Genomic DNA, 22,527 nt, shown 5'->3' on the forward strand with positions numbered 1-22,527 from the left:
TTGGGGTGTTTATAATCTTGTGACATAAATCTTCATCATGAGCATGGGCATATCCGACAGGCGTTGCTTGTCGAGGTGCAGTTTCTTGGCCAGACCGTCCATCTCCTTGGGGAGCGCATCGGCTATTTTGTAGAGGTCTGCCTTGTCCTTGTCGGAGAGCACGCTCACGGAAAGGTCATCCATCGTCATGAACGGCTGCATCATCATCAGGAGGTAGGCGTGCATGGTGTGCTCGTCCTTTACCCTGCCACTATTCAGATCCTCGATAGCCGCTTGTGCGTTGCGCAGCAGACGGTGGTTGGTGCGCATGGAGAGGTATATCATTGCATCCTTGTGGGACAAATCCTTGCGGTCGGCGGCACGGAGTATCTCCCGACAGCAGTGTTCGGTGTTTCGTCTGATGTCACCGATGTCATCGTCAGCAAAATCCGGCAGGTATTGCAGGAAGGATTTGAAATACAAATGCTCTTCCTTGATGAAAGCGAGCAGGTCTTCCTTGCCGTGAATGCCTTGCTTGGCGGATTTTTGCAGGAACAGCAGGTAACGCTTCAGTACCGCCTGTTTACCACCTTTATTATATATAGGCAGGCTATCCAAGGAAGCGAAGAATGGCTGTGCTTCCTTCACGGCTTGCTGTAGTTCCTCATCACCAACATGGGAAGAGGTCTGTTCTCTGAGATAGAGCAGGTCGTGAAAGGTGCGTTGCTTAGACATCGCCATACGGCACAGCTCGATGTGGATGGAGTCGTTCAACTCATGATATACCGTGAACGGGTATGAGTGGGCTTTCCTGACAGTGTCACGTGAGATGCACGATGTCACGGAATCGTTCAACACGCGCCATTCATTGATGGTCTTTGCCAACGATTGGATGGTGACCTTGTCGCTCTGCCGAAGAGTGGTCAGAAAGCCATGATACTCTCTGATGGCTTCATCGCTTGAATGGAACGACTTCGTGCCGTTTCCGTCTGAACATGCTGTCAGCATGATTACGGCAAACGCAGTGGCAATACAAATGGCAAGTCTGATACCGCCATGCGAGTTTGATTTTGCATTATGCAATATTTGCTTCATGCAATGGAGGTTGGTTTGTCCTCTGAAAAGTTGGGGTTCATATTTCATTGTTGTCATTATTTTGAGTCTGATTTTGAAATTGACGGTGCAAAGTTAATGCGTTTCAGCGATATATTTGCAAGAATGACAGTAAGTTTAATCTTATTTGTGCATCATACTTGCGAGTATGATTTTCAATGAAATCAAGTGAAAAGAAAATGGCAAATTATCGTGTTTAAGTATGATTTTTCGTTCAAGTATGATTGTTTCTCGGAAAAATAGTGTACCTTTGCACTTGATTTCATTTAATAGCGTACAACAGTATGGCAAAAGTAGGTTACATCTTTATCGCCACCAATGGCGAAGAGTATGCAGAAGACAAGGCTTGGATGCAGCAATACGGCTGTGTTCAGGTGATAGAGGAACTGTCCGAACACGAGAGGCTGCGCCCGATGTGGAAGCAGCTCATATCGAGTCTGGAGCGCGGCGACGAGCTGGTGGTGTCGAGGTTCAGTAACGCACTGCGTGGCACCCGTGAACTGGCTACATTCATAGAATACTGCCGTGTGAAGGTGGTTCGCATCATCTCCATCCAAGACCGCATCGATACGTTTGACGAACTTTTCCCCGACACCAAGCCCTCACAGGTCATCCGTATGTTCGGGTCACTCTCTGAGGAGTGTGCCGTGCTGCGCAAGGCATCGGCACACATCATCCATCTGCAACAGAATATCCGGCCGCCCAAGAAGTCGGAAAGGGCACTGTCGAAACTGGAGCGTGAGAAGAATATCGTGAACATGTACAACGAGGGGCACAGCATAGATGACATCTTTGCCATCAGCGGCTTCACAAGCCGAAGTTCCGTGTTCCGCATACTCAACAAGCATGGTGTGACGCTGAACCGTGGACCTCATAGTGGACCGCTGAAGAAAAGGAATAAAGAATAAACAAAAAACAGATACAATGAATAAGACATTCAACATCTACTGTGATGAAAGCACCCACATGGTGCATGACGGTCATCCCTACATGCTTTTGGGATGTACAAGTATAGCATACACACAAATCCGCATGGCAAAAGATGCCATAAAAGATATTAAGAAGAAGCACGGCTATAGTGATGAGCTGAAATGGACAAATGTCCACGAGGCCACGTATAAAGTCTATGCAGAGCTTATAGACTGGTTCTTTATGAATGACATGGAATTTAGGGCTGTGGTTGTTGACAAGAGTCAGATTGACGAGAAACGAGAAGACTATACGTTTAATGATTTCTACTTTCGCATGTACTACCAATTGCTGCATCACAAGATGGACATGGATTATACATATAACATATATATGGATATCAAGGACACATGCAGTAGCGATAAGCTGGAGAGGCTCAGAAAAATAATGGAATACAACTCTTCCATTGGCAGGTTTCAGTTTATACGTTCACACGAAAGTGTCTTCATCCAATTGGCAGATGTTCTAATGGGAGCCATCAACTACAACCTTAGATATGAAAAGGGAGAAGTTGAAGGAAGGGTGAGAGCCAAAATGAAGCTGATTGAAAAGATAAAAAAACACAGTAATATCAGTCTCAACACCACAACTCCCAAATTTAGAAAGAAGTTTAATTTGTTTTTTATCGCACTGAAATAGCCAATGAGCAGTTTGAATATTATCAAGAAATACCCTGAGCTGCTGGAACTGGCATATCTCAGTGAACGAGAAAGAGAGCATGATCTTCATGCAATATTCAAGCGTGATATAGAAGATAACTGTCAATTCTCATTCAGAGGGTGGCGCATCTATCCTATAAAGACAGATGGCGAGATTGACATGGCAAGATTGTTCAAGCATCTTACCTGTGAAGAAATCATGGTTGAGAACGAAGACGGTACGACTTATCCAAAGCGAGTATTCGAGATGGCTCGTTCACAAAGGCTTCATTGGATAAATCACCATGTGAGAGAATTGACACCAGACAATCTGGATGTATTTACCATAGAAGAGAGGGACGGCAAAAAGCGTAAGGTCAAGAAAACATACATCTATGATAAAGTGGAAAAGTATGTTATTGTCTTGGAACAACAACGTAGCAACGGATTCTATCTGTTGACAGCATACCATCTTAACAAAGAGTATGGACTAAAGGCTTTGGAAAAGAAGATGAAAAAGAGATTGCAGACACCACTATAAAACGCAAGACCCGAATTGCATCAAAGGCAACCGGGTCTCGAAACTCCTTCTATCTATAGATGAGCGCTGCAAAGGTACGAATATTCTTTGAAATAACGAAGGTTTTTCATTGAATTCTTCTCGATTTTAACATTTGCAGGGCAGTATTGTAAGATAACAGGAAAGAAAATAGCATAATTTTACAGAAAATCGTAATGGAAACATTCAAAGACGTTATATCAAGTGACCAACTTGTCTTGGTCGATTTCTTCGCCACCTGGTGCCAGCCATGCAAGATGATGCACCCCATCCTTGAGCAGGTGAAGGAAGTGTTGGGTGACAGAATCCGCATCATCAAGGTAGATGTGGACAAGTATGGGGTGACTGCAAGTCAGTATGGCATACAGTCTGTGCCCACATTGATGCTGTTCAGACGCGGCGAAGTGTTGTGGAGGACGAGCGGTGTGATGCAGAAATCAGAGTTGCTGGCAACGATTGACCCGTTTTTAAGATAAAAGAGCAGAAATGTCAAAATCTAAATTAAAGTCTGTCCTCATGTCCATGGACAAGAGTGAAATAATAAAAATGGTATTGGAACTTTATTCTGCACGGAAAGAGGCAAAGGAATATCTTGACTTCTATGCAGAGCCGAATGAGGGCCAGAAGCTGGAAGAGTATAAGCACATCATACGGGAAGAGTTCTATCCGAGCAGAAACAGAGAGCCAAAGACACGCTTCTCAGTGTGCCGCAAGGCATTGTCCGACTTCAAGAAACTGAAGCCTTCGGAAGATTCAGTCGCAGAATTGATGGTGTTCTATATGGAGAATGCCTGTCAGTTCACTTATGACTATGGAGACATGTGGGAGCAATTCTATGATTCTGTTGAGAGTAATTTCGACAAGACATTGCGCCACATCGTGCTTTATGACCTTTGGGACAAGTATGATTCCCGAATCAAGCAATGCCTTCGTTGGGCAAGCCCTTGTGGATGGGGATTTCCTGACGCACTGAATGATATGTATGAGGAAATGAAGGCGCAAAATGAGGAACTCCGAAAGAAATACAGGAATTTCAAGATGCCCATCAACGCTGATTATTAAACGAATATACTCAAATGGGGAAACCAAAGAAAAAACATAAGAAAGCGAAACAACTGCCCTTAAGCAAAGAAGAGCAGATTTTTCAAGCGGCAAGAGACCTTGCAGCTGAAATTGGCATATCCTATTCTGAGGCATTAGGGTTTACTTTGGGCATAAAGGACGTAACGTATGGTTGGGAAGAAGACTATACGGAAGAAGAGTTTCAGGCACTGATTGACCACGCTGTGGGAGACACTGATTATGAGCACACCCTCTATTGAATCATCTACACGAGAGGAACGTTTGGATTACGTTCTGAATGAATGGAGATGTCTGCACAACTGTGAGCTGTGCGGTAAGTGCCATATTCTGAAAGGCAGAAGCGAAGAAATACTCTATGCAGACTATATAGACGGCAAGCGGTCATATATGGATATAACATTAGAAATCAGAAGCAACAGATAATGATGTCACAGAAATACATATATCCATCGTTGTTCCAAGAGGAAGAGCCGCAAGAAAGCGTTCCTGGTGATAAGAAAGAGTATGACCTGACGAATCTCTTTGAGAGATTGGCAAAGTCTGATTTTCGCAGCCGGTTCCATCTGTCCAAGCAAGACAGGGAGTATGTAATGGAAAAGGGATTGCCGACGATACGAAAACACGCAGAGGACTTTGTGGCAAAAAGACTTGCTCCGGCTGTCATACCGAACGACGGCAAGCAGACTCCCATGCGTGGGCATCCTGTTTTCCTGGCTCAACATGCCACTGGCTGTTGTTGCCGGGGATGCTTCTTCAAGTGGCATCACATCTCAGCAGGCAGGGCACTGACCAAGGAAGAACAGGAATATGCTGTTGCCGTATTGATGGCATGGATTGAAAAACAGATGAATAAAGGATGAAGATAGAAGAAGCCATAGTATATGTGATGGTAAAGCGAAATGGCGGCATGACAACCGACCAGATTGCCGATGCCATCAATCGTCATAGGCTGCACCTGAGAAAGGACGGTCAGCCTGTGACAAGCAAGCAGGTGTATGCAACAATCTGCCGTTTCCCTGAAATGTTCACAAAAGAAGCTGGCAGAATCATGTTAATGATATGACGTAACGATATGACAATAGATACAACCAACATGTGCTCACACCTTCAGAAGAAGTTGTTTGAACCAGAAGGTGTGTATTATCCTATATGGCAAGCCATGCAGGATGATGAGACCTTGACAGCAGTGGTACGAAGCAGACAGCTGCACATCTACAGAAACGGGAAGAAAATTCTCGTTCTGGCAGGTAAGGCACAACCGAAGATTATAAGGGAAGACAAAATACAAGAGTTAATAACAAGATTATAAACAAAACATCAAATCATCAAAACAATGGACGCAAAAGAAAAAGTATTGGCAACAATGAAAGAGGCTGGTCAGCCTCTCAACGCAGGTAAAATCGCAGAACTCAGCGGTCTCGACCGCAAAGAGGTAGATGCAGCCATGAAGCAGCTGAAAGCAGAGGGTGCAATCGTCTCTCCTGTGCGTTGCAAATGGGCACCTGCAGAGTAAGGTTTATACTGCTGTCTTGAAATATAGGCAGCAGTATCTTTATTTTTATCAAAATGTTAAGGTGAGGAATCTGAATATCCTTGCCTACGGACACAATTATCCGCTGCATCTTTTTGGGGTAAGGTGCAGACGTATGGCTGTCAGCGTATCTTGGTTTAAAGACGCTTAGCGGTCACGGCGGAAGTCGTTTCGTCTCTCTCCGCCGAACAAAGCTCTGAGCACATTGCCCAAAGCTCCGAACACGAAGTAGCAAACGATGATTGCAACAATATCGTCCATAAGCATTTTCTGTTTTATGGGTTATACACTATTATGAAGATTCACTATGTCCAATCCCTGCCTCTTGGCTTCTCTGACGGTGTAGAACGTGCCGCCCTTGGGATTGCCATCGAAGTAGGCTATGAGACGTGAACTGCGGTTGACCATATAGTCGTTGCGCCTCAGAAGGCAGCCATTGTAGTATTGCTCGCTCAATACGACCACGTCATCCACGATGCGCAGGATGGCATCATACTTGGCTTGCTCTTCCTTGCTCCACCGGTCAGACTGACCACGGAACGGCACAACGGCTATCACCTGCAAGTCCTTCAACTCGCATTGCAACGAAAGGGCGGCTTCTGCCGCCAGCAGGTCAAATCCCATTGCCATGCCACAATAGAAATACCGGTAGCCGTCGGCATACGCCTTGGCTATCTCCGATTTGAGACATTGCTTCAACTCCCTCCGCTTGGCGAAAGGTACGCTGCGGTGTCCGCTGAAGCATACGGACACTGCCTTGTCGTACTTTGTCATACTTTACCTTACTTTATAATGTGTGCGTGCGAGGAACATACCGCCAATAACACATGCCCCGAGCCTTTCGAGTTGGTTGGCATACTTGGCATAGCTGAGACCCTTGGTTATCACATCGTCAAAGACCAACACCATTTTGTTGTCGAAGAACGGCTCATCAAACTCAACGACATTCGCCTTGCGGACTTCATCCTCGTTCTTGCGGTTATCGTGGATGGTCTTACGCTCTCCGCATACCCTCACGTGCTCGTAGCCGTTTTCCGCTCCTGTCAATTCACACACCCTGTGGCAGAAAGCCTTGTAGCGGAGTTCGTTGCTCTCGCTTGTGGATGCTGGAACGGGGGCGAAGACGATGTTCACGCAACCCTTGCCGTAGAGTGTCAGCATATTCTCTGCGGTGCGCTGCGCCACTTCCTCGTAGGCTCTTCCGTCCTTGAAGTCAAACACTAATTGTCTGTCGGCAATCTCCTTCTCACCCACATTGCGGATGCGTGCGGGATAGTATTTGCAGAACCAAGTCTGAGGCTTGTCTAACTGCTTTTGGATTTGATAGTCATTCTTGTGTGCCATTGCTCTTATGTTTTTTCTTCCCTTATTTCGGAGGCTTTTCCTGCCTGCCCAAGGGATATTTTTTGCTTTCCAAGAGTGATGGCGATCAAAAAGCCAAATCGGGAGCGAAAAATACGCTCTGCACGCAGAGGAAGATTTTTCGGTCAAATGCAATGGACGATTTGGTGTTTGAACAATCGCCAGCATTACCTTTGCAAAACAATATCCGCAGCGGCAAGGCAGGCGAAAAGAAATCTGTTATGTAAAAGAGGAAACGGGCGGGATGGCGTGGGGCGAAGCTGTATATGGGGAAGGACGATAGTTGATATGAGGGAAAAAGAGAAAATCTTGTAATAGGGAACGACATTGCCTTTTATCAGCATGGAGACAGTCCTACAAGCAGAGAAAACTATTGCCCTAAAAATGAGTTGGATAGTATTTTCTAAAAGTAGTATCGACTACGAATAGTATAATAGTCGAATAGTTTTTACTACCATACTACGGATAGTAAAGTCTGTTTATAGAAGAGATAGCGGTATCATCGTCTGTTCGGCGATGATACCGCGCGGCACTCATGTGTCATGCCGCTTTAGGTATTCTGTCATTGCCTCATTGACAATATCACGCAAGGACATCCCTTTCTTGATGGCGAGGTACTTCATCCTCGTGTGGATGCTCTTGTTGATAAGGAAATTGCAATGCACCGGCACTTCGGTAGTCTCAGAAACAGACACAGGTGGTGCTGGTGTAGTTTCTGTGACTATCTGCTCCTTACTCGGCTTCTTTGTGGAAGAAAGGAGTCCGTTGAGACCGCCTTTCATTCCCTCTTTCAACATACTGCTCTTGCTCATGGCTATGCTATTTTAAGTTTAACACTTCTTTTGCCAAAGACATATAATCACTGGCACCATTGGATTTGGGATTATACTCAAAGATAGTCTTGCCGTTGATGGGTGCTTCTGCCAAAGCCACATTATCACGGATGACGGTCTTGAAAACCTTCTCGTGAAAACTGTCATTGACGATTTCCCTCACGCTTCGGTTCAACGTCTTGCGGCGATCGAACTGGGTGATGACGATGCCGCCCACTTTAAGGTTGGAGTTGAGCCGCTCCTGAACGATGCGGATGATGTCCATCAACTTTGCCATACCTCTCATGGCAAGGTATTGCGCTTGAACAGGGATGATGATGTAGTCGGCTGCGGTGAGGGCATTCAAGGTCAGCAAGCCCAATGACGGTGGACAGTCGATGATGATGTAGTCGAAATGCTCTTTGGCGATGGCTTTGGTGATAAGTCCCTTCAAGATAAGCTCCCGTCCCGGCTCGCTGATAAGCTCTAACTCAGCCGCAGACAGGTCAAGGCATGAGGGTGAGACGGTGATGCCGTTGTGCAACTTGACCAACGGCAAGGTGTACTGTCCACACATTGCGCCATAGACTGTCTGTTCTTCCTCGATGGACAATCCCAAGGCTTCCGTGAGGTTGGCTTGTCCATCCATGTCAATAGCCAAGACGTTCTTCTTACTCAGTTGCAGAGCTGCCGCAAGGCTTACTGCGGTCGTACTTTTCCCTACACCACCCTTGTGATTTAATACTGCAATTATCTGTGTCATAACATGATACTACTATTAGTGAATACTACTTTACTATTCTACTACTGATAGTACATACTAACCATAGTAAAAGCGGATTTACTACGATTAGTACGTACTACTCTCAGTTGATACTACCCTCAGAAGGGAAGGTCTTCGCTCTTGTCCTGCGGTGCATCGGCTGGCGGTACGGGAGCCTCGCCCTCTGCCTTGGCTGCCTTGCGTGCCTTTGTTGCAGGTGTGTCGGTTGCATCCTTCTTCCCTGCATTGACAAAGGCGATGGAGTCAGCTATGATGCTATGCTGTATGTGGTTCTCTCCGTTGCGGTCTGTCCAAATGGAAGAAGTCAGTGTGCCTTCCACAAGCACCATACGACCCTTGGTGAGGTATTCAGCCAAACGGATATGGTTCTCCTTGCTGCTCTTCACCCTTACCCAAGTGGTGATTTGCTTGCCCTTACTGTAGTCGTCCACTGCGATGTCAACAGCCATGAATGTTCCGTGTGTACCTGTGATGACGCGGCAATCCTTTGCTCCGATGCGTCCGATAGTGTGAGTGTAAATCATAATGTGAAAATGTTATAGTGGCAAGTTGGTTAGACTTGCCGTTACCTTGTTATTTAAATGACTTTTCTTGTTGATTGAACATAAGCTATTGCTTCATTCATAATTTCTGCTCGTGACCTACTCTTGTTATCTTGCATCCACTCATCAATTTCAGATTTGAGGAACATGATACGTTTCCCCTTCTTATGGAATGGTATTTGTTTATTGCTTGTCCAACAATAGATTGTGTGTTCAACTGGATGGGTAGGGAGATACTCACTCAATTCGGAAACACTAAGCCATTCCAATCCCTTATCGGGCTGAATTTGAGTCATTAGTGTGGAAAACTTTTCTTCTAAAATCTCCAGCTTGTTTATTACTAATGACAATGCTGATGGCAAGTCATTAAAACTCAATATTTGCTTTTCCATATCAATATATGTGTGGCAAGTTGGTTAGGCTTGCCGTTACCTTGTTATTAATATCCTTTCTTCGTCTGCCTTGTATTGGCGACAAAAGACTTGTTGCTGCCTGTGAGACTGATAGAGCCGCAATTAACAAACTCTCCGTCGGAATAGACTCTGTACTTCTGTCCGCTTACCTCATGCTTCTGTTTGATGCGCTCTCGCATCCACTTCTTGGCTGCGGTCAATGAGCAAAAGGTCTCGCTCTCCTTGGTCGTCTCGTCATATACGATGCACTGGGTCATACATGCTCCTACTTCATCCATGCACCTATACTCGACGTGACATAGTCCAACTGACCGCCAAATATGTCGCTTGGCTCTATGTCGTATTGTCCATCCCTCACTTCCTTGTCCTCTCCAAGAAGCGACAAGTTTCCGTCGGCATCCAAACGTGCTGCGTCTATGACGATGTCACGAGGCTCGTCAAAGAGATAACCTGCCACGATGGGCTGCTCTCCCTCGAAATGCACCTCAAAGCCTCCGTCCACCTCCGTGCCGTACTTGCGAAGAGCCGCTTTCAGCTCGTCCTGCTCCCGGTGCTGCAATGCCTGGAGTTGTCCGTGGATAGTGAGGTCTTGCAGTTCTGCCTCTCGTTTGGTGTGGGTTGCCTCGCCGGTCTTGCAGTCGATGTCATACTTGTGGTAAACCACTGGGATATGGTCTGCCGATGTGACAAGCCATGTGATGTTGTTCACTGAGAAGCCCTGTCTGGTGAGGAACTCCTCGATGTCTGAGCCGAGAAGGTGGTCGGCTACGTCAAGATACTCGATGCGTGCGTCAGCATCATGCAGGATGATAATCTTCATTGCCTTTCTATTTTTAGTGATACAAATAAGTTTGTCGCCCATGTCGCTGGACTTGTTTAACTACGTTGAAGAAACTTACGCTCAGCATAGTGAATAAATTCCCTCTGCGTTCGCTTAACCGTTTCTTTCTCTTCCCTCCTTTCGAGACCTTTCAGCCTGTGGAGGGATATTTTCTGCTCCCACAAGCCGCAAGAAAAGACATAAAGACAAATTATGTGTGAAGAATACTCTTTTCCGAGGAAAAGGAAGATTGTTCACAGTCACAAGACCTCAAGCAGAATTTGACGATTGTCTCAGACGCGGCTAACTTTGCAGGAAATATGCCTACCACTGCGCTGATTGGAAGAAGATTATTGATATTGGCTGCAAGAGGAATGATGTGTTATATATAAAGAGGTAAGAAGAAAGATTGAAACAGTAAGGGTGGGCAGTGAAGTGTTTGCAGGTCTGCTGTACCGACATAAAGCGAGTGTGTTGGCTGACCGGGATGCAAGTCATCAAAGCTTCAGCCTTGATAGCTTGTAGCACGGACAGACAATTCTCTCGCGTCGGTACTTCGGCATACTGTCAGCTTTGGCTAATAGCAACGTGTTGCCATCAGCCAAGGATGTCTGTATGACGACAGACCATGTAACGCTTCGCAAAGGCGTGGGGCAAAGCAGTATAATTTAGAAGTAGATAGTAACGTATATCAGGCAAGAAGAGACAGTTGCGCAACGGACAAATCGGGCACTCCTGTCAGCATGACAAATGTGCCTTGTCCTTGCCGCAGGACACTGAGGCAGATTGGACGTAGCAGACATGTCTGCCACATTCAATATGCCTGAGTGGACAAGAACTGCCTCTTGTATAGCAGAAGAGAAATTGTAAAACAGTTGATTAGTGGTAAAGGTGGTATGGGTGGGCAGAATGGCATTACACGGACATTGCCGAAGCCCGATAATGGGACAGCCAGACAGCAATAAAGGCAGTTATCAGAAGTGTCAGTTTCTGATAGTGACATTGTTGGCTGCCTGTCACATGGGATTCGTGCGGTGTCCGTACAGTAATGCCGTTCTGAAGGTGTGGGGCGAAGCGATACAACGCACTTGGACGAAACCACCGCTTATAACAGAAAATATTTTGCAGTCAAAGAGAAGAAGAATAGTAAAGCAGGTGTGGGTGGGTAGTGAAGCTGTCGCAAGATTGACGGTCTGAATATCAAGGCGAGTGGATAGCCAGTAAAGGACACAATTATCAGAAGCCTCGGCTTCGGCATCTTGTGGCATAGATGGCAGTCCTCTCGCGTTCAGACCTTGGCATACTGTCTTTCTTGGCTAATAGCGACTTTGTCGCCATCAGCCGGGAATATCTGTATGCCAACCATCTTGGTGACGTTTCGCAAATGGTGAGGGACGAAGTGGTTAGAATAAAGGAAGACGGCGTTGCCGTTATGGTTAATAAATGCACATGGTTGTTATTAGAGAAGATTATCACACGCTATAACAGCAGATTGATGTCCCTGAGCAAAACAAAAGCGACCCGAAGGTCGCCTTGTTATGGAGAGGAAAGGCTATTTCTTGCCTTTCTTGGTTGCTGGCTTGGCCGGCTCTTCCGCAGGAGTCTCCTCCTTGTCGGGACACTCGTAGAACTTGGTTGCAACCATGATGATTCTGGAGTGCTTCACGCCATCCTTGTCTGTCCACTCCTCTGGCTTGAAGAAACCCTCGACGGTGAGCAACGTGCCCTTGGTGAGCTTGTCGAATGATTCGGTGTGCTCGTTCTTGCGCCATGCCTCCATATTCATGAAAGCCGATACGCGGTTGGTTTCCTCGCCGTTCTTCTCCTGACGGCCTACTGCCAACGAGAAGCGTGCTACGCTGGCGTTTGCGAACTGACGGATTTCTGCATCCTTACCTACGAAACCTGAAACTGTGAAGTTGTTCTCGATCTTTTTCATTTTGAATTGAATTTAAAAGTGAAACTTAATTTTTACATGCATTCAAAAGCAGGGATGTGGCACCATGTGGGAAGCACCATGAAAATCGTTCGCAATACTCTTTTTGTCGTTGGCGGTAAGGGAGAAAAAGGAAGATTACGCACTATTTTATTGGTCACAGCGATAGCGGCCACACAAGAAGGAGGAAGTCCTTCGCAGCATCACGCTACCTTTGCATGGTAAAAATAAGTGGCTTTCAAATAGCTCAATTCAGAAAAAGACGGGGCCAAACAATGGAACAAAGGTTGTAAGCAAGGAGGCAATCCGTATGCAACAGACAGGGGCACTGCTATGGCTGTATGCCTGGAGAAACGAAGCGGGAAATCCGACCTTACAGCTGTATCATCAGAAGAGTGAGGAGCATGAACACTGATGCACGATGAACGACAAGCCTAAGGGTCAGCTTAGCAATAGAGGCATCAAGCCAAAAGAGGACAGACATCAGAGGATTGGCGATAGCACTGTCATCATGCTAAGACCAAGTTCTGTGTCCGACAAGGAAGAGTCGCAAAAGACAGACGAGTAAAACCAAAAGGCGAAATGACCATTCCTATAACAAGGTACAGAGACGCTTAAAACGGCGAAGGGACTTTGGCGACGTATCGCTATACAGGTGTCGAAGCATCGCTTCTATAACAGGACTGGAGCAAGTGAGCAAACCGCACAACTTGCTCCCAAGGTATTTCAGTTACAACAGCCATAACCTCATTGGAGGATTGTCCTAAAAGAGTTTTTGCAGTCAAAGGAAGAAAGAGTCTGCAAGCCACATAGCCAACAGACTCTCTCCTGATTATTCACAGATGACAACATCATCCTTGTACTCCGTCACTTCCTTGCCGTTGATGAGCTGGACAATGACCTCACAACCCAAGTCCTCGACAATCGTTCCCTCTGTCTGACCTCTTCGGGGATAAAGCAAGGTGCAGAAACACCCTACAACGCCGTCCAACTGCTCCATGTCTATCGTTGCCATATCCGTTCCTCCTTGTTAGCCGAATGTGATTGGATTGATGCAGAAATTCGTGTCCTCTGCCTCATACTCGTATTCATTGATGAAGTCAATCATCTTCTGTTCGCTTCTTCCGTCCTGTGAGACACCAGTCTTCTCACACCACAACTTGATAGCATCACCAAAGGTGGAGTAAGCACCCTCACAATCCTCAAAGAGTTCTCCGTATGCAGTGACGTAGCACTCTTCGGGGAAGAAGTCGTTCTCATCGTGCGTATAGAAGATGTCGCAACCTGGCTCAACCTCTCGCCAACTGATTGAAAGTTCATCGCCAAGTGCCTTGTTCACCTCCTCAAAGAACAAGTCGCATGAAGACCAAGCACTTTCGGTGTCAAAGGACAAGAGGGCATAATCGTCTTCCACGTTCTCCTCATACTCTGCCCAATAGATGTGTCCTCTCACCGAGATGCCTTTCTTCTCGTAGTCAATGCCATAGTGTTCTGCCAAGAGATACAGATACACATTATTACTGTTCACCTCCAACTCTTGGAGTGTGTTCCAAAGGTCTGCCACGGCTTTGCGTGAGCCTGTCACCTTGTACTGAGTGTCGCAAATGTTAGCCATAAGATAAAATTTTTATTTTCTTCCCTTATGTAGAACCAACTACCATCGGGATTGATTAAAGAATTATGTTGCCCCAAAAGGTGTTATGGCTCATCAATGCAAGGTTTTGCCGTCAAATACTACCTCTGCCACAATCAGAGCGTGGAGATTTCACGGACAAACCACAGGCACCGACCTTGCAGGATGAACGCCATGACAGGTACCTTTGCAACACAATTCTTATCAAAGCCCGATGGGGTGGTACATGGCAGACTGCATGGTACAGCAGTGTGAAGTGACGTTATAGGTGGAGATAAGGCTATAAGAGGTTTTTGCAGTCAAAGGAGAAAAGAGTCCACAAAGTGCAGTATCTACAGGACAAAAACACTTTAGTTTACCTTGGTTAGCTCTTATATATATGCTAACCTAAAGTAAACTGTATATATGTCCGTCTAAAACCCGAAAACCGTACGGGTCAGCTTACGTCAGAAACAGAAGTATAGAACCATAGAAGTGGTTCAAGAAGTCTTTCTTCCTTTGACTGCAAAATATTATCTTTGCACGAATCATAATTGCCCTGTAGGATTTAATATAATTTAACACTCTTTGTTGAATGCAAGGAAGAACAGCTTCAATATGCTGAATATCAGTAGTATAACATTGTGTTAACCCTTAATCTGTAGAAAAGGATGTTATCATACAAAGTAATGTCCATTTGTACTTTTTCTATATGGTTTTATACTTACATTTGCATATCATTTGTATCTTGATAACAGTAACTAACTGATTATCAATATACTTTATATTTGAGAATGTAAGTTATTACGGTGAACCGATAAACGCCCTAAGCGAAAAAGTACAAATGAATGACTTTGTGAAACACGTACAGTTCGTAGGCAAACACATTGAATAAATTGGGGATATTCAGTAAATGTTCCCGTTTCTAATAAATCAAGAGAAAAGTTTTACTTTACGTGAGCTTTTCTCTTGATTTTTCCGTTCAACTCTCCCGGTCTTCTATCTTTTTCATAGAATATTATTTACATATACTTATTCTTTTCTTCCCACCCATGCGTTATGTACATGCCTTTTTTAGGTGAAGTTAAAAACCTCCCCTCTTTTCTTCTTATTTTAGTCTGATTATGCAGCCATCCTTTTTTTCCTCTCTACTTTTTCTATCATACATACCGCATTGGCTGTATGTATCCCAAAGAAAATCCAAAGTACTTCCGTTTTCCTGGTTCTGGCTTTTATCCTGGCCAGTGAGTAATGTTGCTTCTGCGTTCCAAAACTTCCTTCCAAGCGGGTAGCTCTTTCACGGCTGAGTTCCGACCGTAAAATCTTACGAAGCGGCTCATCCTTGGCAGCTCTGCCCTTACGCTTAAAGGAAGTACTTATATGATATTTAGTACAAAATTTCCGGTTGGCATTATTGGCATAGATTGAATCTGCCACAAGCGCCTTGACCCTAACCCTGGTCAGTTGTTGTTGCAGACGAATACAGTCTTTCAAACGTACTCCTTCATTAAAATCCTTAAAAGAGATATGTTCTATGAAAGAGATTCCATCTATCTGTATATTGTTGACTTTGGCTCCGAATTCAACGGATTTGGTTTCCTTGCCCCTGATGATGGGGCGAAGGTGATGCCGGTCGATACTCACAATACGGTTAGATACTTTCTTGCCTGCAAATAAACTCTTCCCTTGCTCAAGGATTGTCTGTATGACCGAAAAGCGTCTTTGGTAATCAGAGGATAGTAAGTGACCTGCGTTTAATCATACGAATCTGCGATTTCCTGCGTTTACGTAGTTTACTATAAGCAAGGTAGGCACGGCCTACATCAAGATGGCTTTCATAACAGGTGGCATCGGGAAAAGTTGGTATAGGACTTCAAGACCATCAAGGCTATTTTACCTTCGGGAGAAAAATAACTTTTACGCCCCAAAGCAGAGGACTTCAAATGCATTTGTCGGGCCAATTCCGAGAAAGGAAACAGAGCATGGAGGCGGCCTAATTCACTCGTTGCAAAACTTTGACGATATTTTTTAGCATATCGAACTCAGTAAAACCCAAACGAGGTTCGATTTCTGAGATTTTTTGTATCTTTACCATGTGTTTTTAGTTTAGATTACCCCCGTTTTGGCCGTCAAACCGTTTTTTGGGGGAATGCTTAAAGAGACAAAAAGGCAACCAACTCGCAATGAATGAGTTGCCTTAAATTTCCTTATTTTAGGAATATCCCCAATTAAAGACCTATTCAAATAAGAAAAGCTATACGGAGGTTGTGTCAACGTTTTGACGCAACCTCCGCATTTTAATCATCCTGCGGCAATTTACCAATTCCCCATTGCTTATTAGGCTTATCACCCAAATGCAATTCAAGAACACCACCGTTAGCAAAATCTTCATGATAGAACCAACACCTATCCCAGGGTTTTCCATCAAACGTAGCCCGTTGGATATACATATTTTTGTCGGAATTGCCCGTAGTTACAATTTGGAAAGTCTTTCCCGGATAGTACCTATTGTCAAGATGTATGGTCACTTTATCAAATATAGGAGAGGTTATCTCATAATAAGGCTTTACAGCGCAGCCTCCGTCCACTTCAAACAGTCCCATCGCCATTAAAACGCCCAAAGCTCCCATCTGCCCTTGGTCTTCATCATCACGATACCCACCATACGGGGTAACATCAGCATAAGCCGCTTTGACCTTACGCACCCATTTTTGTGTCAGCCATGGTGCCCGAGCATGATTGAAAAGATGAGCCATGCCCGTGCCTGGTTGGTTACCGTAATCAGTCCAATTACCAGATTTGGTATCTTTTGAACGGAAAAAACCATAAGGCTCACTCTTGACAAAGTTCTCATTCAAACGCTCGGCATATTTCTTATGACCACCATAAAGTGCTATTAAACCTTGCATATCGTGGGGAACATAATGAGAATATATAGCCGAATTGCTTTCACAAAAACCACCTTTCTCCGTCAACTCAAGTGGATCGAAATCAGGTAACCATTCTCCATCCGTCCCTTTAGGTTGCATGAATCCTGATGCTTTATTCCAAAGGTTCTTATAATTTTTTGAGCGTTCAAAGAACAATTCATAATCAGCTTGCTTGCCCATTGCCTTGGCCATTTGGGCAAGACACCAGTCTTGATATGCGTACTCCAAGGTCATAGATGCACCTGTAGTATGCATACCTACCACATTCGCACGTCCATCAGGCACATATCCCATTTTAATATAATATTCCATTCCACCTGAATGAGCATCCTTACTATGTTCGTAACCGGCATGGTCACGAATACCTCCAGGAAATGCATTCTTGCGTAGCCCTTCATAGGCCAAATCAGCATCATAATTACGAATACCTTTGTTATAAGCAGTTGCAAAGAAAGACACAGCAGGATCACCTATCATTACATAGGTATAATTCCCCCCCGAAGGTCCGCGAGGAATAAGTCCCCCATTACGATACATATCCAACATTGTATTGCAAAAATCATCCATCAGATGCGGATAAGCCATAGACCAAAGAATATCAAGCGACCAATGGCTCCCCCACCACGCATCAAAATTATGATGATTGTAGAGAGGTTTACCACTTGCAGACAAAGGAATACGGCAAATACGGGGAAAGTCAGACGTTTGGTCAAGATAACACCCATCAACATCACTCACTACCTTACGTCCCAATAATGCGTGCCAAAGATCTGTATAGAACTTTATCTGTTGCTCACGGCTACCGCCCTCCACTTCTATCTTACCAAGCCAAGTATTCCACTCATCAAACGAAGCATGTTTTACCTCTTCAAAATTCCATGATTCCAGTTCCGCATAAAGATTCTTACGAGCCTGCTCTACACTAACGTATGAAATGGCAACCTTCAGTAGTACTTTTTCATTGGCCTTGGTACGAAACTTCACAGCCAATCCCACATTCTTTCCTGAAATTCGCTCAGGTTTGGTATTAGGCACTATTTTCCCTTCACGCCAAGTCACTATCTGCTCCACCGGCTTGCTCAACTGTGCATAAAAATAGACAGGTGTATCCTTAGGACGACGCCCTGTACGCTCCATTATTTCCCAACCAGCTATTTCCGTATCACTAATCTTCCAGACTTCCGAATAAGCGGTAGGACTGTGAGCCAAAAAAGCGCCAGTATCAAAAAGGACATAGCTCGAATCGCTTTGGGGGAACGTATAACGATGGAAGCCTACCCGCATTGTCGACGTTAATTCAGCAGTCACATCATAATTTGTAAGTTTCACCTTATGAAACCCAGGTTTGGCAATCTCACCCTCATGAGTAAATTCAGACTGATAGGAGTCCATGCCCAAATGCCCTTTAAATGGACCAACCGTAGGCATTACAGCAACACCGGACATCTGCCAATTATGAATATGGCTAAAACATCGTATATACTTAGAGCCATACATATAACCCGATCCCCATGAATGTTCCGTATCTGTATCAGGACTCAGACTGACCATACCAAATGGGCGACAAGCAGAACTAAAAAAGAACCAACGAGAACGATGGCTGTCCACGAATGGATTTACCAGTTCTACATACTTCCAATTTGTTTCGGGCTCATTAGAATAAACCTTTAACGACATTAACAATGATGACAGAAATACTAAAGCCAATAAACACTTCTTCTTATCACATTTCATCATACTGGATTTTAAAAATTAAATCTTTATAATTTCTGCTTCCTATAGTTGCGAACATTTCGGTTATCACCTGTATCAAGCACCAACCGAATAGCGGCACCACCGGAAGCACGAAGAGAGAAACGAAGCACCGACTGGGCATTCACAAGATACCGCTGACATCGCACACGAGTACGGGTTTTTACTGATTTATCTCCATCTGTATAAATCTCAGCTATATAAGACTTTCCTTGCGGCAAAAAATCGAGACTAATCTCCTGTTCGCGAGCATCATTATTGGTTATGGCACCAACAAACCACTCTTCACCTTTGCGGCGAGCTATGGTAACGAATTCGCCTATCTTACCTTGAAGCACCTGCGTATCATCCCAAGTAGTATAAACATCATCAAAGAATTTCAATTCAGGTTCATCTTGTGAATCAGAGGGTTTATCATACCAATACATATACTGAAGAGGGCTGTAATAGATTACAGAAAGAGCCAATTGATGAGCAGGAGTTGTTTGAATAGTACGAGAACGAGGTACCCCATAACTATCTTTATCCGTATGCAAACGCCCGAAGTCCTGACGATAATAACAGATAGTATAGTCTGCGGCACCTGCAACAAAACGCGTAAAGGGAAGAATGGTATTATGAGTCGCATCAGGGAATTCTTCATTTCCTCGAATACCTTCTTGGGTCATCAGATTGGGATAAGTACGACTAAAACCCGTTGGACGATATTCATCATGAATGTCCACCATAAGGCCATATTGCGCACATTTCTTCACCGCTTCGTGCATCCACCTTGTCCATATTTGAGAGCCGACCTGTACAAAACCGAACTTAATACCCGCTATACCCCATGATTTGTAAAGAGGAAGTATCTCGTCCAGTTGTTGTTGAAGAGCACGTTGATTTACATAAAGGATAACACCTATTCCTTTCGACTTGGCATAACTAATCACTTCTTGCAGATTAAGCGCATCAATCTGCTCATTGCGCCGTGGGTCGAGCGTTACGGTAGTAGCATCAGAAGACTTGTCATATTCAAAACCATACCAACCTGCATCAAAATGAATATACTGCAAGCGGCGCTTCACTGCAAAATCCACTAAAGCCTTACCACCTTCAGTGGTAAGTGTAACCTCCCGCATTACCTTCCCCGGTTTAATCCAGGATGTATCAGCGATTTTACAATCAGGATTCAGATTAAGCAACAAGTCATTGTTAGCGAGAATATCTCCTGGCCGGGAAGCGCACATCACAATTCTCCAAGGCGTATGATATGGAGCTATATCCTCCACTATTCCATACATTGAAGTAAGCAAAGTATAAGGTTTCTCATCCGAAAGTTTAAATTTGGTACGCACATAATCCACGACCTGAGCCTCGGCAAGACAAGCATATTGGCCTTCTGGCAATTGAAGCATCAACGGACGATCCGACTCATTTTCCCACCCTTCGAGTGGCAAAAGATTATAAGGGGTCTGTGCCCGTTCGGTATGCCAAGCAAGAGTGCCTTTAGGAAGTGTAAATTGGGTAAACTCATTTTCAATCTTCAAATATTCACCTCCTACAAAACGATAACGGAATGCAACGCCTTCGTTATAAGCTCGCACATCCAGCACCATTCTCTTCCGCGAACCAGTTTTAGCCAACTCTATCTCGCAAGCATTATATAATTCCTTCACAACGGCACGTTCACCGTAGACAGGTTTCCAATTCTTATCTATCCGGCTGTTACGCGAAGTGACTATTCGGATTCCATCATACCAATTTTCGTTCCATTCGATTCCTAACCGAGAAGGTTCTATCACCTCTTTCTGTTGATAGAAAAGCGAATAGCTCAATTGTCCGTCATCGCTCACCGTAAACTCATATTCGCCGTCGGGCGATGTAACCTTCACCGCTTCTGCCATAACAGAAAACGCAACCAACATACCCCAAAACGTCAGTGTTAATCTCTTCTTCATATCAATTCTAATTACAATATTGTTATTTTGTTTAGCTCCACACCTATCCGTCACACACATTTATAAATGACTCTCGGAAACGATACTTTCAACACCGACAGCCTTTATGTCTCCAAAATCGAGCAACAACGAAATATGCCTGTCACGTGTACCAAATAATGTTCCATTATTGGAACGTGCGTCTTTCACAGCAAACCAATAAGTATTACCATCCACTTTCACCGCATCCTTCTCATAAAAAGTCCAAAATTCAGGAGCACTCTGTACGCTATAGCTCAACCGAAGCCATCCATCTTTAACCTCTTCGGGTTTATGGCTGAATGTCACTTTTATATAAGGGAATTCTGAAGGATTATAGTGTATCCGGTTTTTCTGCATTGAGATACCTTTGTTCACCAATAAGAATTCATTGCCGACAGGCTCTAAATCAGGTGCTGCAATTTGCCACCCTTTCCAGCCATATTTAAGTTGTTCTGAAATTTGCCCTTCAAGAGGAACCGGTTCGTTTTTTCCTAAGTAAAAGAGTAATGTTCCAAAACCCGGATTATCACACGTCCATCCTATGCCTTCAGGGCGAATACGCTTTAGCACCTTTTCCGTATAAGGCATTGCAATTCCCCTTCGTTCCACATAATGATTATATGCAATTTCAAAAACAGCCCTGAATTTGCCCAATTCTGCTTCTCCCATATTTTGCCAGTTACAATATTTACCTGTAGCATCTTTCCAAACTTCAAAAGGAACATCCGTATAGCCCAAGTTAACTTTAGAAAGATATTCATATCCTTTCATAATACGATTATCTAAAGCCGCATAAAGATTATCCCCTTGTTTCCAAGCGCATTCTGCCAATTCAGCCAAAACACCTACTCCAAGCATACAGTGAGCTTGATCACGTCCCGATTCTTGCAATTGGCCAGTTTCTGCAATGTAATTAGGCAAACTTCCATTATCCCGACTATTATAAAAGAAGTCTACAGCCTGATTGTAAAGAGGTTCATCATTACAGAAAATACCAATTGCCATCACCATTTTGTTAACCGATCCTCCCCAATTACCATTTGCATAAGGTTTGGCTTGAACAAAAGTGGTAAGTACTGGAAGAAATACATTACGGAACATACCTTCTATACTCTTTGTATCAGCTTCGCTCCAACCTTTCACATATTGATTATCTTGATAAGTGTAACGCATTATTTCAGCTGCATTTATAAGCATGAATCCCTGAAGACCTGCACAAAGAGGATCATCAGGTCCATATATTTTCTGTAATGTGGATGCATATCCTCGAAGAATTTCCATAGCTTTATCGGCATGACGTACATCACCGGTAATGTTCCACATCAGAGCATTATAATAAGCCGCATTACAATCGCTTTCACAAGGAGCTTTGGTGTATCCATATTTTCCGGCACGACTGATATTCTCAAACGGCCCCTTCATTTCATACTCAAAGGATGCACCCGGCACTTTTCTCAATAAATCATACGAACCCATAGCCGGATAGGAATTCTCTTTCACAAGTCGAGTAATACGTTTTAAATCGTCTTGAGAATGAAGCAAACCGGGATGAATAAAGTTTCGGGCAGCAGCAGAAAATATCGAACATAGCATCACTAAAACGCTTGCACATTTAAGTAGTTTTTCATATATATCCATAACAAATACTCTTTTAAGATTAAAAGAACAAAGAGCTTGCACAATTTATTGCAAATAACAAACTGGCAAGCCCTATTAATTTATAGTTTCAAT

At 44.2% G+C, this 22,527-nt stretch carries 27 protein-coding genes and 1 pseudogene; 12 read left to right on the forward strand and 16 right to left on the reverse strand.

Features of this window, described 5'->3' with window-relative positions:
* Positions 1-9: 9 nt before the first annotated feature.
* A complete protein-coding gene (locus ABUA47_RS04840) occupies positions 10-1,122 on the reverse strand; it encodes a hypothetical protein (protein ID WP_211420645.1) in 1,113 nt (370 codons plus the stop codon).
* Between the two features lie 254 nt (positions 1,123-1,376).
* On the opposite strand from ABUA47_RS04840, the gene ABUA47_RS04845 reads away from it, so the two are divergent.
* The 10 genes from ABUA47_RS04845 (at position 1,377) to ABUA47_RS04890 (ending at position 5,854) form a co-directional block, all read left to right on the forward strand.
* A complete protein-coding gene (locus ABUA47_RS04845) occupies positions 1,377-2,000 on the forward strand; it encodes a recombinase family protein (RefSeq protein WP_005816288.1) in 624 nt (207 codons plus the stop codon).
* 16 nt (positions 2,001-2,016) lie between these two features.
* Positions 2,017-2,700 carry a DUF3800 domain-containing protein gene (locus tag ABUA47_RS04850; protein WP_005816290.1) on the forward strand — a complete coding sequence of 228 codons (684 nt, stop codon included), beginning with the start codon at positions 2,017-2,019 and terminating at the stop codon, positions 2,698-2,700.
* Between the two features lie 3 nt (positions 2,701-2,703).
* Positions 2,704-3,240: a hypothetical protein gene (locus ABUA47_RS04855; protein WP_005816292.1), complete on the forward strand. Its 537-nt coding sequence runs from the start codon at positions 2,704-2,706 to the stop codon at positions 3,238-3,240.
* A gap of 194 nt (positions 3,241-3,434) precedes the next feature.
* Complete coding sequence (trxA, locus tag ABUA47_RS04860) at positions 3,435-3,734, forward strand: thioredoxin (RefSeq protein WP_005816294.1); 300 nt, start codon at positions 3,435-3,437, stop codon at positions 3,732-3,734.
* 10 nt (positions 3,735-3,744) lie between these two features.
* The gene (locus tag ABUA47_RS04865; RefSeq protein ID WP_007837469.1) at positions 3,745-4,320 is read left to right on the forward strand and encodes a DUF6155 family protein; all 576 of its coding nucleotides are present in this window, start codon (positions 3,745-3,747) and stop codon (positions 4,318-4,320) included.
* A gap of 14 nt (positions 4,321-4,334) precedes the next feature.
* Positions 4,335-4,580, forward strand: a complete 246-nt coding sequence (locus ABUA47_RS04870) for a hypothetical protein (RefSeq protein ID WP_005816298.1) — start codon at positions 4,335-4,337, stop codon at positions 4,578-4,580.
* 183 nt (positions 4,581-4,763) lie between these two features.
* Positions 4,764-5,201 carry a DUF4186 domain-containing protein gene (locus ABUA47_RS04875; protein ID WP_005816300.1) on the forward strand — a complete coding sequence of 146 codons (438 nt, stop codon included), beginning with the start codon at positions 4,764-4,766 and terminating at the stop codon, positions 5,199-5,201.
* Positions 5,198-5,404, forward strand: coding sequence for a hypothetical protein (locus ABUA47_RS04880; RefSeq protein ID WP_005816302.1), 207 nt, complete (start codon positions 5,198-5,200; stop codon positions 5,402-5,404). The genes ABUA47_RS04875 and ABUA47_RS04880 overlap by 4 nt, the downstream gene beginning before the upstream one ends.
* A gap of 9 nt (positions 5,405-5,413) precedes the next feature.
* A complete protein-coding gene (locus tag ABUA47_RS04885) occupies positions 5,414-5,650 on the forward strand; it encodes a hypothetical protein (RefSeq protein ID WP_005816304.1) in 237 nt (78 codons plus the stop codon).
* A 24-nt stretch (positions 5,651-5,674) separates the two neighbouring features.
* Positions 5,675-5,854 carry a transcriptional regulator gene (locus ABUA47_RS04890; RefSeq protein ID WP_005816310.1) on the forward strand — a complete coding sequence of 60 codons (180 nt, stop codon included), beginning with the start codon at positions 5,675-5,677 and terminating at the stop codon, positions 5,852-5,854.
* A 300-nt stretch (positions 5,855-6,154) separates the two neighbouring features.
* Here the strand turns inward: ABUA47_RS04890 and ABUA47_RS04895 are convergent, their stop codons facing one another.
* Positions 6,155-6,646 carry an SLOG family protein gene (locus ABUA47_RS04895; protein ID WP_005816313.1) on the reverse strand — a complete coding sequence of 164 codons (492 nt, stop codon included), beginning with the start codon at positions 6,644-6,646 and terminating at the stop codon, positions 6,155-6,157.
* Between the two features lie 3 nt (positions 6,647-6,649).
* Positions 6,650-7,216 (reverse strand): hypothetical protein, encoded by a 567-nt coding sequence (locus tag ABUA47_RS04900; protein WP_005816315.1) that lies wholly within the window; start codon positions 7,214-7,216, stop codon positions 6,650-6,652.
* On the opposite strand from ABUA47_RS04900, the gene ABUA47_RS04905 reads away from it, so the two are divergent.
* The gene (locus tag ABUA47_RS04905) at positions 7,210-7,461 is read left to right on the forward strand and encodes a hypothetical protein (protein ID WP_225494525.1); all 252 of its coding nucleotides are present in this window, start codon (positions 7,210-7,212) and stop codon (positions 7,459-7,461) included. The genes ABUA47_RS04900 and ABUA47_RS04905 overlap by 7 nt on opposite strands.
* Positions 7,462-7,767: 306 nt before the next feature.
* On the opposite strand, the gene ABUA47_RS04910 is transcribed toward ABUA47_RS04905, so the two are convergent.
* From ABUA47_RS04910 to ABUA47_RS04935, 6 genes are all read right to left on the reverse strand, one after another.
* Positions 7,768-8,046 carry a plasmid partition protein ParG gene (locus ABUA47_RS04910; RefSeq protein ID WP_005816317.1) on the reverse strand — a complete coding sequence of 93 codons (279 nt, stop codon included), beginning with the start codon at positions 8,044-8,046 and terminating at the stop codon, positions 7,768-7,770.
* Positions 8,047-8,053: 7 nt separating this feature from the next.
* Positions 8,054-8,809, reverse strand: coding sequence for a ParA family protein (locus tag ABUA47_RS04915; RefSeq protein WP_005816319.1), 756 nt, complete (start codon positions 8,807-8,809; stop codon positions 8,054-8,056).
* 119 nt (positions 8,810-8,928) lie between these two features.
* Entirely contained in the window at positions 8,929-9,354 is a 426-nt protein-coding gene (locus tag ABUA47_RS04920; RefSeq protein WP_005816321.1) for a single-stranded DNA-binding protein, read from the reverse strand.
* Between the two features lie 53 nt (positions 9,355-9,407).
* A complete protein-coding gene (locus tag ABUA47_RS04925; protein ID WP_007837478.1) occupies positions 9,408-9,764 on the reverse strand; it encodes a helix-turn-helix domain-containing protein in 357 nt (118 codons plus the stop codon).
* Positions 9,765-9,811: 47 nt separating this feature from the next.
* Complete coding sequence (locus ABUA47_RS04930; RefSeq protein ID WP_007837480.1) at positions 9,812-10,063, reverse strand: hypothetical protein; 252 nt, start codon at positions 10,061-10,063, stop codon at positions 9,812-9,814.
* Complete coding sequence (locus ABUA47_RS04935) at positions 10,051-10,605, reverse strand: hypothetical protein (RefSeq protein ID WP_005816324.1); 555 nt, start codon at positions 10,603-10,605, stop codon at positions 10,051-10,053. The genes ABUA47_RS04930 and ABUA47_RS04935 overlap by 13 nt, the downstream gene beginning before the upstream one ends.
* A gap of 882 nt (positions 10,606-11,487) precedes the next feature.
* Between ABUA47_RS04935 and ABUA47_RS04940 the strand changes: the two genes are divergently transcribed.
* Positions 11,488-11,802, forward strand: a complete 315-nt coding sequence (locus ABUA47_RS04940; protein ID WP_224204806.1) for a hypothetical protein — start codon at positions 11,488-11,490, stop codon at positions 11,800-11,802.
* A 355-nt stretch (positions 11,803-12,157) separates the two neighbouring features.
* On the opposite strand, the gene ABUA47_RS04945 is transcribed toward ABUA47_RS04940, so the two are convergent.
* The 7 genes and pseudogenes from ABUA47_RS04945 to ABUA47_RS04975 all read right to left on the reverse strand — a co-directional run bounded on the left by ABUA47_RS04945 (position 12,158) and on the right by ABUA47_RS04975 (position 22,434).
* Positions 12,158-12,544, reverse strand: a complete 387-nt coding sequence (locus ABUA47_RS04945; protein ID WP_004319910.1) for a single-stranded DNA-binding protein — start codon at positions 12,542-12,544, stop codon at positions 12,158-12,160.
* A gap of 829 nt (positions 12,545-13,373) precedes the next feature.
* Entirely contained in the window at positions 13,374-13,556 is a 183-nt protein-coding gene (locus tag ABUA47_RS04950; protein ID WP_004319908.1) for a hypothetical protein, read from the reverse strand.
* A 15-nt stretch (positions 13,557-13,571) separates the two neighbouring features.
* Entirely contained in the window at positions 13,572-14,156 is a 585-nt protein-coding gene (locus ABUA47_RS04955) for a hypothetical protein (RefSeq protein WP_005816332.1), read from the reverse strand.
* A 1,119-nt stretch (positions 14,157-15,275) separates the two neighbouring features.
* A pseudogene (locus ABUA47_RS04960) lies at positions 15,276-16,248 on the reverse strand (transposase).
* A 202-nt stretch (positions 16,249-16,450) separates the two neighbouring features.
* The gene (locus ABUA47_RS04965) at positions 16,451-18,817 is read right to left on the reverse strand and encodes a GH92 family glycosyl hydrolase (RefSeq protein ID WP_034529654.1); all 2,367 of its coding nucleotides are present in this window, start codon (positions 18,815-18,817) and stop codon (positions 16,451-16,453) included.
* 26 nt (positions 18,818-18,843) lie between these two features.
* Entirely contained in the window at positions 18,844-20,775 is a 1,932-nt protein-coding gene (locus tag ABUA47_RS04970; RefSeq protein ID WP_005832976.1) for a glycoside hydrolase family 97 protein, read from the reverse strand.
* Positions 20,776-20,835: 60 nt separating this feature from the next.
* Positions 20,836-22,434, reverse strand: coding sequence for an alginate lyase family protein (locus ABUA47_RS04975; protein WP_005832978.1), 1,599 nt, complete (start codon positions 22,432-22,434; stop codon positions 20,836-20,838).
* Positions 22,435-22,527: the final 93 nt, after the last annotated feature.

It is taken from the genome of Bacteroides sp. RTP31139st1_H2_RTP31139_211217 (assembly GCF_040227615.1).
Classification (GTDB): domain Bacteria; phylum Bacteroidota; class Bacteroidia; order Bacteroidales; family Bacteroidaceae; genus Bacteroides; species Bacteroides uniformis.